16 protein-coding genes are annotated in these 14,473 nt (G+C 67.8%); 13 read left to right on the top strand and 3 right to left on the bottom strand.

The annotated features are described in order from the left end of the window. Positions 1-69 precede the first annotated feature (69 nt). Entirely contained in the window at positions 70-1,854 is a 1,785-nt protein-coding gene (locus RLT58_RS08000; RefSeq protein ID WP_311309696.1) for a cytochrome c biogenesis protein DipZ, read from the top strand. Here the strand turns inward: RLT58_RS08000 and tsaD are convergent. Beyond that, positions 1,841-2,917, bottom strand: a complete 1,077-nt coding sequence (tsaD, locus tag RLT58_RS07995) for a tRNA (adenosine(37)-N6)-threonylcarbamoyltransferase complex transferase subunit TsaD (RefSeq protein WP_311309695.1) — start codon at positions 2,915-2,917, stop codon at positions 1,841-1,843. The two genes, RLT58_RS08000 and tsaD, sit on opposite strands and share 14 nt — an antisense overlap. A gap of 227 nt (positions 2,918-3,144) precedes the next feature. Next, complete coding sequence (locus RLT58_RS07990; protein WP_311309694.1) at positions 3,145-4,419, bottom strand: tyrosine-type recombinase/integrase; 1,275 nt, start codon at positions 4,417-4,419, stop codon at positions 3,145-3,147. Positions 4,420-4,626: 207 nt separating this feature from the next. Between RLT58_RS07990 and RLT58_RS07985 the strand changes: the two genes are divergently transcribed. The 8 genes from RLT58_RS07985 (at position 4,627) to cutA (ending at position 10,980) form a co-directional block, all read left to right on the top strand. Beyond that, positions 4,627-5,070 (top strand): helix-turn-helix transcriptional regulator, encoded by a 444-nt coding sequence (locus RLT58_RS07985; RefSeq protein ID WP_311309693.1) that lies wholly within the window; start codon positions 4,627-4,629, stop codon positions 5,068-5,070. 206 nt (positions 5,071-5,276) lie between these two features. Next, the gene (locus RLT58_RS07980; RefSeq protein ID WP_311309692.1) at positions 5,277-6,218 is read left to right on the top strand and encodes a hypothetical protein; all 942 of its coding nucleotides are present in this window, start codon (positions 5,277-5,279) and stop codon (positions 6,216-6,218) included. A 66-nt stretch (positions 6,219-6,284) separates the two neighbouring features. Continuing rightward, positions 6,285-7,199: a hypothetical protein gene (locus RLT58_RS07975; RefSeq protein ID WP_311309691.1), complete on the top strand. Its 915-nt coding sequence runs from the start codon at positions 6,285-6,287 to the stop codon at positions 7,197-7,199. Continuing rightward, positions 7,199-8,224, top strand: coding sequence for an ImmA/IrrE family metallo-endopeptidase (locus RLT58_RS07970; RefSeq protein WP_311309690.1), 1,026 nt, complete (start codon positions 7,199-7,201; stop codon positions 8,222-8,224). The genes RLT58_RS07975 and RLT58_RS07970 overlap by 1 nt, the downstream gene beginning before the upstream one ends. Positions 8,225-8,375: 151 nt before the next feature. Beyond that, the gene (locus RLT58_RS07965; RefSeq protein ID WP_311309689.1) at positions 8,376-9,380 is read left to right on the top strand and encodes an SMODS domain-containing nucleotidyltransferase; all 1,005 of its coding nucleotides are present in this window, start codon (positions 8,376-8,378) and stop codon (positions 9,378-9,380) included. Then, positions 9,365-9,910 carry a hypothetical protein gene (locus tag RLT58_RS07960; RefSeq protein ID WP_311309688.1) on the top strand — a complete coding sequence of 182 codons (546 nt, stop codon included), beginning with the start codon at positions 9,365-9,367 and terminating at the stop codon, positions 9,908-9,910. Before RLT58_RS07965 ends, RLT58_RS07960 begins: the two co-directional genes overlap by 16 nt. Beyond that, positions 9,907-10,431 carry a hypothetical protein gene (locus RLT58_RS07955; protein WP_164253248.1) on the top strand — a complete coding sequence of 175 codons (525 nt, stop codon included), beginning with the start codon at positions 9,907-9,909 and terminating at the stop codon, positions 10,429-10,431. Before RLT58_RS07960 ends, RLT58_RS07955 begins: the two co-directional genes overlap by 4 nt. Before the next feature lie 222 nt (positions 10,432-10,653). Further along, positions 10,654-10,980, top strand: coding sequence for a divalent-cation tolerance protein CutA (gene cutA, locus RLT58_RS07950; protein ID WP_004921029.1), 327 nt, complete (start codon positions 10,654-10,656; stop codon positions 10,978-10,980). Between the two features lie 51 nt (positions 10,981-11,031). On the opposite strand, the gene RLT58_RS07945 is transcribed toward cutA, so the two are convergent. Beyond that, complete coding sequence (locus RLT58_RS07945) at positions 11,032-12,279, bottom strand: helix-turn-helix transcriptional regulator (RefSeq protein ID WP_311309687.1); 1,248 nt, start codon at positions 12,277-12,279, stop codon at positions 11,032-11,034. Between the two features lie 131 nt (positions 12,280-12,410). Between RLT58_RS07945 and RLT58_RS07940 the strand changes: the two genes are divergently transcribed. From RLT58_RS07940 to RLT58_RS07925, 4 genes are all read left to right on the top strand, one after another. Further along, positions 12,411-12,929, top strand: a complete 519-nt coding sequence (locus RLT58_RS07940; RefSeq protein WP_311309686.1) for an ATP-binding protein — start codon at positions 12,411-12,413, stop codon at positions 12,927-12,929. A gap of 134 nt (positions 12,930-13,063) precedes the next feature. Then, on the top strand, positions 13,064-13,495 hold the full coding sequence (locus tag RLT58_RS07935; protein WP_311309685.1) for a hypothetical protein: 432 nt from the start codon (positions 13,064-13,066) through the stop codon (positions 13,493-13,495). A 130-nt stretch (positions 13,496-13,625) separates the two neighbouring features. After that, entirely contained in the window at positions 13,626-13,880 is a 255-nt protein-coding gene (locus RLT58_RS07930) for a hypothetical protein (RefSeq protein WP_200717937.1), read from the top strand. A 94-nt stretch (positions 13,881-13,974) separates the two neighbouring features. Next, positions 13,975-14,457 carry a DUF6082 family protein gene (locus RLT58_RS07925; RefSeq protein ID WP_311309684.1) on the top strand — a complete coding sequence of 161 codons (483 nt, stop codon included), beginning with the start codon at positions 13,975-13,977 and terminating at the stop codon, positions 14,455-14,457. Positions 14,458-14,473: the final 16 nt, after the last annotated feature.

The raw sequence follows: 14,473 nt of genomic DNA, 5'->3' as shown, positions 1-14,473 counted from the left end.
GGGTCGCCGCCTTCGAATAAGAGGTACGGAGGGCGGGCACGCCGGTCTTCGTACCGGAGGGCGACCGCCATGCTTACGTTGATCCTGATCGGCCTGCTCGGCGGGCTGATCACCGCCGTGTCCCCGTGCATCCTGCCGGTGCTGCCGGTCGTGTTCCTCGCCGGCGGCCCCGGGACGGACACGCCACCCGCAGGCGGCCGGGCCGGGCCGGTGGAGGGGGCAGGCGCACCGGAGGCCGGTTCCGGCACCACCCTCGTGGCGCCGGAGCGGCCCGCGCCCACGCGCCTGCGCAACCGGCGGCCCTACGCGGTGGTCCTGGGCCTCGTCCTCAGCTTCAGCTTCTTCACCCTGCTCGGCGTCACCCTCATCTCGGCCCTCGGCCTGCCGGAGGACATCCTCCGCTACGTCGGACTCGCCCTGCTGGTGATGATCGGCCTGGGTCTGATCTTCCCCCGTGTCGAGAGCCTTCTGGAGAAGCCCTTCGCCCGCATCCCCCAGCGCCAGGTCAACAAGGAGGGCAGCGCGTTCGTCCTCGGCCTGGGGCTCGGACTGCTGTACGTCCCCTGCGCAGGCCCGGTCCTGGCCGCCATCACGGTCGCCGGGGCGCGCGGCAGGATCAGTACGGACGTCGTCGCGCTCACCCTCTCCTTCGCCATCGGCACGGCCGTCCCGCTGCTCGTCTTCGCGCTCGCCGGGCGCAGGGTCTCCGAACGCGTCGCCGCCTTCCGTACCCGCGCCCGCAAGCTGCGCATCGCCGCGGGCGTCCTGATGATCGTCCTCGCCTGCGCCCTGGCCTTCGACGTCACCGACGCCATCCAGCGGGCCCTGCCGAACTACACCGCCGCCGCCCAGCGCAAGGTCGAGGACAGCGACGCCGCCCGCCAGCAGCTCTCGGGCCTCTACGACAACTCCAACAAGGAACTCGCCAAGTGCGAGGACGGGGCCGACGCGCTCCGCTCCTGCGGCAAGGCACCGGCCATCGAGGGCATCTCCAAGTGGCTCAACACCCCGGGCGGGCAGCCCGTCGACCTGAAGGCCCTGCGCGGCAAGGTGGTCCTGATCGACTTCTGGACCTACTCCTGCATCAACTGCCAGCGCAGTCTGCCGCACATCAAGGAGTGGAACCGGACCTACAAGGACGCCGGGCTGGAGATCATCGGCGTGCACTCACCCGAGTTCGCCTTCGAGAAGGACGCCGGGAACGTCGCCTCCCAGACCAGGAAGATGGGCATCAACTACCCGGTCGCCCTCGACAACAAGCTGACCACCTGGGACAACTACCGCAACCGGTTCTGGCCGGCCAAGTACCTCATCGACGCCGACGGCACGGTGCGGTACTTCAAGTTCGGCGAGGGCAAGTACGCCCAGACCGAGGACCTCATCCGCGACCTCCTCAAGCAGGCCGACCCCGCCGTCGCCCTGCCGCCGAGGACCACCCAGTCCGACGACGCACTCACGAAGGACCGCACCCCGGAGACCTACCTCAGCAACCTCCGCATCCGGAACTACACCGGTGACCCCCTGGAGGACGACAGGGCCAAGACCTACCGTCTGCCCGCCGCGCTCCCCGTGAACGGCATCGGTATCGGCGGCACCTGGACGGCGGGCTACGAGCACTTCACCGCCGGCGCCGACGCGCGGATCGGGCTCAACTACCGCGCGAAGAACGTCAACGTGGTCCTCGCGGGCACCGGACAGGTAACGGTCAGGGTCAACGGCAAGGAGACCAGGACCGTCCAGGTCGAGGGCGCGCCCACCCTGTACCGCCTGGTGGACGACAAGGACGCCCGCCAGGCCCGCCTGGACCTGAGCGTCAGCCCCGGGATCAAGGCCTACTCCTTCACCTTCGGATAGCCACCGGTGCGGGCCGGGCGACGGGGTGCAGCGCGGCGTACTCCAGGGGCGCGGACGGGTCGACCGACACATCCAGCGGCGCGGGCCGGGCGCCCGCCCGCACCAGGAGGTCGCCGACCGCCGCGATCATCGCGCCGTTGTCGGTGCACAGCCTCGGGGGCGGGACCCGCAGGGTGATGCCGGCGGCACGGCAGCGCTCCTCGGCCAGGGCCCGGACCCGGGAGTTGGCGGCGACCCCGCCCACCACGACCAGCGTGCCCACGCCGTGTTCGCGGCAGGCGGCCACCGCTTTTCGGGTCAGCACGTCGGCCACGGCCTCCTGGAGCGATGCGGCCCCGTCCGCGAGCGGCAGTTCCTCGCCGGCCGGCCGGTGGCGCTCGGCCCAGCGGGCGGCGGCGGTCTTCAGCCCGGAGAACGAGAAGTCGTACGGGGAGTCCCGCGGCCCGGACAGCGGGCGCGGGAACGCCACGGCGCGCGGGTCGCCGTCCCGGGCGGCCCGGTCGACGGCCGGCCCGCCCGGGTAGGGCAGCCCGAACACCCGGGCCACCTTGTCGAAGCACTCACCGGCCGCGTCGTCGACCGTGTCGCCCAGGTGCGTGATCGGGTCCCGGGCCAGGTCCCGGACGAGCAGCAGAGACGTGTGCCCGCCGGAGACGATCAGCACCATGCAGGGATCGGGCAGCGGCCCGTGCTCCAGGGTGTCGGCGGCGACATGCCCGGCCAGGTGGTGCACCCCGTACAGCGGCACGCCCAGCGAGAACGCCAGGGTCTTCGCCCCGGCCACCCCCACCTGGAGCGCCCCCGAGAGCCCGGGCCCGGTGGTGACCGCCACGGCGCCGATGTCCGCCGCCCGCAGCCCCGCCCGGTCCAGCGCCTCCCGTACGACGGGGGTGAAGGAGTGCAGATGCGCCCGCGCCGCGATCTCCGGTACGACCCCGCCGAACCGCGCGTGCTCGTCCATGCTCGACGCCACCGCGTGCCCGAGCAGCCGCCCGTCCCGCACGAGCCCCGCCCCGGTCTCGTCGCACGAGGACTCGATCCCGAGCACCACAGGAGACTCCATGCCCCGCCGCCCTTCCGCACACACCCTTATTGCAACCAGTTCGCAATAAGGGTACGGCGCCCCTCACCCGGCCCGATCCGCCTCCTCGCGGGCCGGACGGGGTGCGGGGCTGGGAGGGGTGCGACTCAGATGTCCCGGAACTCATAGACAAAGCTTCTGACCAGGGCAAATGACCCCTCTTGAAGATCATCTTGCACGGTTGTTGCACAAGCCGAACGGAGCAGGAGTCACGCGGCCCTGGTGTAGGCGCTCCGGACCGCGATGCGGACCTTGGAACCGGCTCCCACGACCCGGTGCACGTATTTACGCAGGGTAAACGCGGGATCGGCGTGTCCGAGGCGGTCCGCGAGTGTGTACACGTCTACCCCGCCGTTGATCATCATCGACGCGTACAGGTGTCGGAGCGCGTGCATCATCACGTCGCGGGACTTCTCCCAGCGTCGTCCCTTCGCGTCGGGCTCAAGGGGCTTGATGAGGCCGGCCGACGCCAGGGCCGGCTTCCAGCGGTAGGAGTTGAACCAATTCGACTGAATGGCGGTCTTCTCCCGGGTGTAGAAGATCAGCCGCACCGTGACCGGGTCGCCGCCTTTGCTGCCCCACGGTCGGGTCACCTCGACCGGCGGGTACTTCTCCATGTGCTCGCGGAGGGGGGTGGCCACGTCGTCGGTCAGCTCGACCCACCGGTCCTTCGGGTCCTCGTCGTCTCCGCCCTTGGGGAGGGCGTATGCGAGGAACGAGCCGTCGTGGACTACTTGCCGTTGCACGTGCACCATGGCGCCGTCCGGATGCGCCCAGTCGATATCTTCTGGTGACAGGCCGAATATCTCTCCTTGCCGAAGACCCAGGCCGCGACCGCAGTCGACGAGTGCTTTGTAGCGGTCGGGAAGTTCGGCACGGATCTTCTCGGTGTCCTCCCATGTCAGGGTCAGCTCTGCCCGGCCGCCACCTCCTCGCTTCGGCTTGGCGTCCTGCACCGATTTGGCGAGGCACGGATTTTTGTGTATCAGGCTGTCGTCCACGGCCAGGTCAAAGACGGCCCGAAGATTGTCGAAGACCAGGCGCAGCGTGGAACTTTCGAGCAGCCTGCGACGGTCGTGCAGCCAGTCCAGCAAAGACGAGGCGTTCACGTCCTTCACGCGCATCTTCCCGACTGCGGTAGGAACGACGTGCAGGAGAATCCGCTCCTTGTGGCGTCGGTAAGTCCGTGGATTCTTGTGTTCGTGCCCCTTGAGCCACGTAAGGGCGAGTTCACCGACCCTGACCTCACCGGCGCGAGGGTTGATGTACGAACCGTCGTCCACTCCGGACCGCATCTTGGTCTCGTGCCTGCGGGCTTCGACCTCGGTGCGGAACAGCTCCGTCTGCTGGACATCTTCCCGGTTGCGCCATCGGGCCTGCCACCGCTTCCCCGTCCCGTGATCCCGCGTCGGAACTTTGCCGTGTTCCTTGCAGGTCGACTCCCCGTCTTTCGGGCGCGACTTGTGCCAGCGGTCGTACGGCATCAACTAACTCCTAGTTTTCAATGGGCCTTTGAGTCTATTCGTGGACTCTCTTGAATCAGGGCCATCGTCGATGGCGAGGTCGGGTGCCCGTTCAACGAGCCCTAAGTGAATTGGATGTTGATCCAGGCGAGCCGAAGATGTCAAATGCATTCTTGGGGTCTTCGCGACAAAGGGTGCAGAGCGGTATAGAAGATTTCACCTAGGTGAATGCTCGCTGAGGGTTCGGCGAGCCCTCGCCGAACCCTCAGCGAGCATTCACCAATGTTTTTCGAGAGTTCGCAAGAGTCGCAGGCGTTTCGTCGAGAGGGCCTCTGTTTGGTCCGGCCGGAATTTAGTGCAAACGTTCCACGTGCCACCACGGCGGAATACCGCTCACGTGGTTCTTTCCTGCCCGCTTCGAACCGTTCTGGAGTGCCCATGCGTCGAACCAATGCCCATGCGGAAGAAGCCGCCAGTGGCGCGGGGGACCGTTGCCCCTTGGCGAGCGCGGAGGAGCTGGCCGATTTCCTGGGCGTACCTCTGAATACGGTCTACATATGGAATCACCGACACCAGGGTCCGCGAGCCCACAAGGTCGGCCGCTATTTGCGCTACCGCTGGTCGGAGGTAGAGGCATGGCTGGAAGCTCAAACGGTAAATCGAGCGACCTGATCGTCCCTCGGGCAGCGCTGAAAGTCCCTGGGATGGAGAGACAGGGGGATGGCCCGCGGGGAACCGCCATGCATCGCCGTTCGCGGCCGGGCGAGCATTCTCGTGCTGAGCCAACGGCGTGGCGGACCTCCGTCCGCGCCTCGGGAGGTGTATAGGAAGAGGTCAGTGCGGACGGCGCAGTCCGCAGGGTGAGGCCGAGGTGGTCGATGGCGGGCGGGGCGCATGAGGAGCTGGCGCAGTACGGCCAGCTTGGTGATCTGGGTCTTGAGTTGCTCCGACGCGTCGGTCGTCAGGTGGCAAGATCCCAGGGATTCCCACCGCCCGAAGGTCATGCCGCGTGGACGGACGAGGCCGTCGACGAGCTCCTGTTTGAGATGATCAGCAGGAAGGGCGAGAACTTCCTCCTAACCTGCTTTCTGAAGACGGTCGACGACGCTTCCCTGGAGAGGATGTTCTTCACGTCGATCAGGAATTTCCTGATCGACGAAGCCAAACGTACCGAGCGGGGGAAGCTGCGGCGGCGCTTCGCTGCGCGCCTTGGCGCGGACAGCCGGTTTCGCGCGGTGGCTGGTACTTCGCCCCGATGGGCCCTGACCTCTCGCCCACCCGGCGCCGTCTGGCAAGGCGATCTAGATGAACTGGTCAAAGCCGCCTGGGAAGTGCGTGGCGTATGGATCACTGCCTGGAACCACTCCGGGCCGACTCCCAGGGAAACCGTGCGCGCCCTGATGGTCGTACTCGCCGGAGTGCTGGAGGCAGCAGGTGGAGCGGTCCGGGAGGAAGAACTGGCCAAGGTTCTTGAAGCCCGCTTCGAGCTGCTCGCCCCTGCCGAGTACACGACGCTGTACGCGGATGATGGCGCGCTCATCGACTCTGCCACCGATCAGGAACACGGGACCGTTCCCGTGGAGGCCGAGACCATAGCCGGGGAAATCTGGGCGGACATGTCCCCGCAGGAGCGGAAACTGCTGTCGTTCCTGGAGGACGATCCGGCGGAAGTCTCCGTCCTGCTTGGACTCGGGCGCCGACAGACGTCCGCGATCATGGATGCGCTGAGTGAGAAGCTAATGCTGGCTCTGACCGCTGCGGGTAGTGATCCCCGAGAGGTAGCCGCAGCGTTGCTCCGCCGCAGCAGTGAACCCCCCTGACGTTCGGCGAGTCACGTCGTTTGTCCATAGTGGGAACAGACCGCTGAAAGGAATGGGGGCCGCCCGATGAGCCAGGCATCGAGCAGCGCATATGAGCGGCTTCGCGCTGCAGCCGCCCAGCTGCATGTTCCCGATGCGGTCCGTACCGTGGCGGCGGCAGCGCCGGGTGATCCCCGACCGGGCCAGATCTGGCGCGCTGTGTGGGAAGGCGTTGTCGAGGTTGTGGCTATCACGGCGGTCGATGACACCACGGTGCACGCCTTGCCGGTCTCCCTGGAGACGCGCTTCAACGACCCCGACACGGTGCTGCTGCCCGCCGAGGCTTCCACCTTGGAGCAGCCGCTTGCCCTGTGGTGCGGTCTGGGCAGGCGTCTTCCGTGGTATGTCCTGGACCGGCAGGTCAGCGAGCTGTCCGTTCCCTTGGAAGCCGACGGCTCACCCGTCCCGGATGCCTCTGGGTACCGCTATGGCAGCCCCCTTCCCAGCCCCGCATCGCAGGCGGCCGAGTTCCGCTCCACCCTCGCCGACACCATGGACGTGCTGGCGACGGCGCGCTGGGCGCCTCGGGGCAGCGGCGGTCTGCCTGCCCTGCTGAAGCAGCGCGGCCTGGGCCCCACCGAACTGATCCATCGCTTGAGCATCAAGCCACCGCGCGCCCTCGCGCTGCTGCGCGCGCAGACATCTCTCACCCCGCCCGAAGCTCACCTCCTCGCACCGACCCTGGGCATGTCTGCGGACGCGATCCTGGCTGCCAATCCGCCGTTGCCCGACCGTTTGCTACACGAGCTGAGTCGCCCCGCCCGTCGCGAACAGATCCGTCGGCTCGCCCACCTCACCGGAACCGCTGAACAGGAAGCCCGCCGACAGGCACTCTTTGCCACGCTCTCACTGGCAGCGCGTCAGGAGCGCCCTGCGGAAACGGACTGGCCTGCTCGGGTAGACCGCTATTTCCAAGTGCACCTAGGCCCGGAGAGCGAGTGATGGACTACCTGCGCCGCGCCGCGGCCCGTACCCAGGCCAAGGCCATGCTCACCGTCCTTCAGCGCGACCACCCTGGCGCTGCCCAGCGGCTGGGCGACGGCGCCCTTGACGAGCTGCGGCAGTGGCCCGGCCTTCAGGTCAGGGACGTACCCGACGATCGCTCTGGCGGCGGCTGCAGTGTCTCCGGTGCCTATTTCGCCGGTACTCCCGCCGTCCTCGCCGTCGCCACCTCTGCCAGCCTGGCCCGCCGCGAGTTCACCGGTCTCCATGAGCTGGGCCACCACCTGCAGCAGACCGTGGTGGAGCTGATGGACGTCCTGCTTGCCGAGCCCGACGGTGGCGCCGCCCTGGAGGATGCTGCCTGCGATGCCTTCGCCGCCGACATCCTCCTGCCCGACACACTCACCGATCGCCATATCACTGCCGCCGGTCCCACGGCGGACGCCGCAGTCGCACTGTGGCGGGTGAGCAATGCCTCCCGTATGGCGGCGTGCGTGAAAGCCAGCGAACGCCTCCCAGCTCCCGGTCACATCCTGCTCCTTGATCGCGACGGCATCCTCGCCTTCGGTGCCTCCCACGGCCTGCCCCCACTGCGGCGCGGCAGCGACCAGAGCCAGGTCCCGGTCCTGCGCACGGCCCTGTCGGGCCAGGGACACGTCGAGGGACGTGGCCGGCTTGCCTACCGTGACGGCGCCGTCGCCGGTGAGGAGCTGTACTTGCAGACCGCGGCCATGGACGGCTACGTCCTCGCCGTCGCCGTCACCGACCTCGCGCCCTGGAGGACCTTCGCGCCCTCCGTTCGATACAACGGCCCCGAGGCCGCCAGCTATACCTGCGCACACTGCGGGGAGGACTTCACCTCCTTCGCCCGCGCCTGCGCCCGCTGCGAGTCTGCCCCGTGCCCCGACTGCGACCGCTGCGGCTGCGACCGCAAGGTGTTCGAGCGCCAGTGCACGGCCTGCTTCGTCGTCCATCCGGCGGCCATGTTCGACGGCGCCAGCAGCCGCTGCCGCGACTGCGACTGAACTCTTGTCACACCCGTCGCGCTACCGCCGAGTTACGTCGTCTGTCCCCAGTGAAGGCACCCACCCCGGGCGCCTCACCACGTACGGGACCCCGGAGCCGGCACCGGGCACCACGATCTACCCGGCCGGCAGAAACGAGCACGACAGCACGATGAACGACAGCACCAAGAACGCCTTCGATGCCTTCGACGAGGAACTCAACCTCGATGGCCGCGAGCGCAAAAGCGCCCAGAAGCGGCACAACGAGATCACCGAACATCTGGTGAACGCTGGCCTGGCCATCGCCACCTTCCTGCAGGGCAGCTTCGCCCGCAAGACGATGCTCAAGCCGCTCAAGGACGTCGACATGGTCATCCGGATGCATCCGCGCCTGGAGAAGACCCTGCGTCAGCCCGGCGGCCCCGCCCAGGCGATGAGCCTCATCCGCGGGGTCATCGCCGAGAAGTACCCCGACGCCCTCTTCGACGTGGATGACGCCCCTGCCCACGCCCTCCAGGTCACCTTCGCCGAGCTGGACTTCACCTTCGACCTGGTTCCCGCGCTCGACGTTGAAGACAGCGAGATCGTCTACATCGCTGACAGGGAGAACGACACCTGGGAGTGGTCCAACACCCGGACGCTCAACCGGATCATCAGCACCCGCAACCAGGCCACCGGCGGACGGTTCGTCCACCAGGTCCGCATGCTAAAGTCGTTCAAGAAGGGCAACCCTGTCCTCGACGACACCTGCGGGCTGCTGTGGGAGGCCTTCGCCTACGCGGCTGTCACCGGCCCGCTTGAGCACTCCCAGGCCCTCGCCACCACCCTGGCTCACGCCGCCCAGGCGGTCACCCACCCGGTGCTCGACCCGACCGGTGTTGACGACCTCACCGCCGAGTGGACGATCGACGAGCGCAATACGTACGCCACCACGCTGGCCGCCACCGCCCGACGGGCGGCCGAGGCGCGACGTCTGGAAGAGGACGGACAGCACGCTGCGGCCATCGAGATCTGGCACACCTTGATCGGAGACCCGTTCCCACAGTCCGAGTCCCAGAACGCTATCGACGCGCTGCGCGCACTGGCGGCCGGCAGCATCACCTCCACCGGACGCGCCGTCGTCTCCCCGCGCGGGCAGCAGCCCGCGCGACCGGCCCGGTCATGGCGTACCCGCTGAAGGCGGTGCTCGCCGACCCCGGCGCAGCCGCCGACCACCTGCTCCACGCCGATACCGTCTACGGCGTGGAGCAGGCGGCTGGCCGCGTCGGTCCGGGCGGAGCCGCGCTCCTCGAACTCACCTTGCGCCCGCTGCCCGCTCTGGAACGCGAGAACTACTCCACCGAACGTGTCCGCCTCGTCATCCGACCCGACTACACCGTGCACGCCTTCCCGCTCGACTCTGCCGACCGTGCCTTCAAGCATCGCAACCCGCCGCCGCTGAGGGACTTGTGCCTGCAGTACCCCAGCGATGACGCCGCCCTGCGCTGGATCCCCGAGGACGGCCTGGAAGCGCTGATCACTCTCGTTCACCGACATCTGCTTTACGAAGAGGCTTGGCGCCGCTCAGGCACCTGGCCGGCCGAAGACGCACCACATGGCCAACCCGCCCACGGCACCCACCCGCTGCGTACCGCCGAGACACAACAGGAGGCTCGCCGATGGGCCCGGCACCCTTCACCGCACCAGAAACGGCATCCACATCTGTGATCACGATCCTCGCGCTCGTCCTAGGCTCGTCCGTCGTCGCGGGAGCCCTCGGACACATCCTCACCGGCCTGCGCGCTGGAGCGACCGTCCGCCGAGACCGCTACGCCGCCGCGGTGAAGGTTCTGGTCGCACGTATCGAGTACCCCTACCGGATACGCCGCCGCACCAGCGACGATCCCGAGGTCCTGAGCACGCTCGCAATCACCGGACACGACCTCCAGGAGACCCTCGCAGAGAGCCGCGCCTGGATCGCGACGGAGAGCACGGTACTCAGTGAGGTATTCGACAACTGCCTCACCAACCTCGACGCTGCCTTCAAGCAGGCCTGTAGCGATGCCTGGAACGCCACACCTGTCACCGCCGCCGCCGAGATGAACCTGGGCGGCTTCGGGGTGGGGAACCAACAGCACATCGTCACCACGATGGAGCGTGCCCTTGGCTACCGCTTCGGGCTCCGACGCCTGATCCCTGCGTTCGTACTTCGGCGCCTTTTCAGGCGACTCCAGCTACTCCGGGCCTGATGCGCGATCCGGTTCCCTACGGCTCGCTGGTTTCGCACGAGGGCTGATGAAGGATGACTGGCTTGCGTTCCCCCACGCGATTGATTCCGACACATTGAACAACTGATCGTCCGAGCGGTCTGCTGGGCACCGAATCGCCAAGCCCTGCCGGTAACTACCTCCCGCCCGCCTTCATCGGACTAGTGGATAGGGTCGCGATACCCGAGCTGGAGAGGTAGCCGCATGGACCCCGAGATCGTGATCGCGCAGACGACGAGTGACGACGAGGAGCAGGCGAAGACCCTCGCCAGAGGCGCTGTTGAGAGCAAACTGGCGGCGGGCGTCCACATCGATGCGCCCATCACCGCCTTCTACTGGTGGCAGGGGAAGGTCGAGGCGGCTCAGGAGTGGCGGATCTCCTACATGACGTCGTCGGATCGCCTCCCCGCGCTAGAGGCATGGCTGCACGAGAGGCACCCGTACGACGTCCCCCAGTGGGTCACGCTGCCTGTGACCGGGGGGTCGGAGGCGTACCTGTCCTGGGTCGTCGACGAGACGCGCCCGGGGTAGAGATCTGAACTACAGCGCCTTGCTCTCGCCGAGCCTGTGCGCTTCGACGCGTCACAGCGTCGCGAACGTCAGCAGGTGGCTGGCCAGGTCATGCTCAGTGTCGGGGAGCCCGGCAGCGATGGCCTGAGCCCGCTGCCGGCCCATGGTGTTGGGCTTCGACTCCGCCGCTGCGGCGAACTGGTGCGCTACGTAGGCCCCGCGATCTATGTCGCCGCCGCGCAGAAGGGCGGACGCCAGGTCACCCAGGACGACCACACCGGACTCGGGTAGTTCGCCGCCGAGGCGCTCAACTGCGGAGTCGGCCGTGGCGGTCAGTTCCTGACGCGCGAGTTCGCCGTAGACCGAGAGGGTTAACGAGTCCATGCGGTATGGCGTCACGAAGCGGACCCACGCCTGCTCGCTCATATGGTCGGCGAAGTCATAAGCGAACTTGGCCTGGTCGAGAGCACGAAGGGCGCCAGCGTCATCGCCTGACTGGGCGGCTTCCTCCGCGTACCGGCCCAGAGCCCACGCTGCGGCGGTTGCGTTGCCACGTCCGCGTACGTCCTGAGCTGCCTGCGAAAGCATCTCCAGCGCCTTCGCTGGGCTGGGGGCACCGTAGCTCGCGTAGCCCAGAGCGAGAGCGCGCAGCGGAGGGTGTCCAGCCCTTTTCGCGCACTCCGAGGTCACTCCGTAATAGGAAGTGGCCTTGTCCTGCTGGCCGAGGTCCCAGGCGACCCACCCAGCAAGAGCGGCAGTCTCCCCGGCCGCGATGGTCAGGGCTCGCTCGTGGGCTCCGGCGCGGGGAAGGGCTGCGGTGATCGCGTCCAAGTGCGCCTCGACGCGGGACTGCAGGCTGAGCGCACTCTCGTTCAGCTCGTCCACGTGCAACGTGGCCGCATGATCAATAAGCACCGCCGCGGACTCAGGGTCGATCTTGGAACCCTTGCTGAGTGCGTAGGCCAGTCGGCCCCAGGGCTCGGCAGCCGCAGCCGCACCGACGACTGCGCCTCCCAGCAGCGTTCGGCGTTTCACGTCGTCCAGGTCCTCCGCCTCGGCCTTGTTTCTCTCTCGCCGCCTGGCGCGGGCGGCTTTCGCCTCGCGCAGCAACGGCTCCAGCGGGACGCCGCAGGCCAAAGCGATGCTCCCCAGGGTGTGGTCCGTCGGAACGTTGGCACCGTTCTCGTACCGGTTCACCTCCCGGCGGGTCACCGTTGCCCGGCCGGAAGCGGCGTTGATCGCACCGGCCTGCTCATCCTGCGTCCGATTCGCGTTGCGCCGCAGGTGACGGAGCAACTCGGCAAATGGATCCATTGCCATGAGTCTGACCCCTATCCGTGGGAGAAAGCCAATACTCTCCTCAACTCCCCCCCTGTTTTTCCCCCTTGACAAAGATTTCCCCCCTCTGGTTTCCCCTGTTCCGGATCGCATAGCCACGGTGCGATGTGCTCATGACCACGCACCGGACAGCAACGCCGCCCCGACCTCGGGGCGACGACGGTGGCGCCCACGTCGTCGGCGCCGCGACCGCTCGGCGTCCGCTGGCTTCTCATGTCTTCGAGATGGTCATGGAGCCGGTAGATGTGCACTTCGCTCAAGCGCGGCGAACGACGGCCACCGTGCTGAAGCACTGGTCGTTGCCGGAGACGCCGGCAGAGGACGCCCGGCTCGTCGTCTCGGAGTTGGTGTCCAACGCGATCATCCACGGTTCTGCGGACGTCCGACTGCGACTGCGACACGACGAGCACGAGCTTCGAATCCGAGTCACCGACGACAGCACGGCACCGGCGAGGCGACGACGTGCAAGTGCCGCCGGCCTCGGCGGTCGAGGGCTGCACCTCGTCGCCTGCTTGTCGCTTCGGTGGGGCGTCGCGGACGGCGGTCGGACGACGTATGCGGTCATCCCCACTCTCACGGAGGCACCCCCATGTCGCCGCACAACGCAATCAAGCACGGAGCCGACGTGTTGAGCCTCGTCGCCTTTGATCGGGGGCGAGAGAAGCACACGGGCGGTGGGGCGCCGGCCGCTGGCCGTGACCACCCCAGCTGGCCTCGCACCTCTGCCCAGGTGAAGCGCCAGTCCCGAGCTGGCCAACTCCGAGGCTTGCGTCAGCACTTCTACCGTCAGGCCGTCAACGCGCAGGCCGATCAGCCGCTGCGCGTGCTGGCCTACAGCCTGGTACCGAGTCCGAGGGCCCGACCTGACGAGGACTGGGGGACGCTACAGGCTGAGGCCGACCAGCTCGGTTACGCGATCGCCGCCCGGCTCCACGATGTGGCGGTCCCGGTGACCACGACGTACTTCCCGGCATCCAGTGCGAGCCAGGGTGTCTACACGCCGCCTTGGGATCGACCTGGTTGGCGGGAAGCCGAGCGGCAGCTCCGAGAGGGCTTGGCCGACGGCGTGCTCGTCCTCGACCGGCACAACATCAGCTCCGATGACGACGAGTACCACGCCGTGATCAAACACCTGGGCGAGCACTGCCGGGCGTTTCTCCACCTCGTGATCTCCGAGGAGCCCGTCGCGCCGACTTGAAGGCGTCCGCTGCGCTGGATGGACAGGAAGGGCTGGGGCTGGCGGCAGATCAGCGCCCAGATCGCCCTGATTGTCACCGTGAGCGTCGTGCTCGTCTTCATCTTCAAATACACCTGACCGAGGGCTGACCATGACTTTCGAGGGACACATCGATCGTGCGCCGCGCCTCCTGCCGCACCGCGAGCAGGGCGAAGCGCTCCTCGCCATCAGGGAGGCCGCCCCTTCGGCACCCAGCGAAGAGGGGATCGACCTCTTCGCCGTGCCCGCTGGTGAGGTTCAGGGGCGTGGCTTCGACCTCTCGCGCTTTCACCGGCTCGCGCGCCTGCCGGCCGTGCCGGACGGATCGACCTCGCCTTCGGCTGACGGCCCGCCGGACGCGGCCTGACTCTCCTCAAGCGAGCACGACGGCGACCACCACTGCCCCGGATGCCGCCGCCGGTTGCCACACCGTCCCATCCATCCTCGAGTAAAGGTCGCAGATGAACCGTCCCGTTCTCGCTCTGGCCACCACCATCGCCCTCGCGTCCGCGGTGCACATCGCCCAGCGTCGCCAGCAGCACCGCCAGTCTCTGGAGTTGGCAGTGCACCAGGCCCATGGCCGCATGCTCGAAGTCGCGAGCACACACCCGGACTTGGACCCGATCTGGGTGCGTAACCATCCCGATCACGTCAAGGACGACGAATCGGGTCCGCTCCTGATGTGCCAGTGGTGGCTTGAGTTCTGGCGCACCGGCCTCAATCTCAGGGTGTTCACCCCCGCCGTCCTGCGGCAGAACGCGCGGAACTTCATGCAGGACCCGATGGCCCTCAAGGCGTGGGCCCTGACCCGCCACGGTCGTGCTCTGCAGTCCCGAGGGCGATGGGACCGCTTGCACGTGGCGTTGCTCGACGCGGCGTTCGAGGAGGCCGGCGGTCCGGCCCAGTACCCCGAGTTGGAACTTGCCCCGGCTTCGGCCCTCTGAGGCACGACGACACCCT

The sequence above is a fragment of the Streptomyces sp. ITFR-16 genome, from assembly GCF_031844705.1.
Taxonomy (GTDB): domain Bacteria; phylum Actinomycetota; class Actinomycetes; order Streptomycetales; family Streptomycetaceae; genus Streptomyces.
This window is presented reverse-complemented; position numbering and strand designations above follow the sequence as displayed.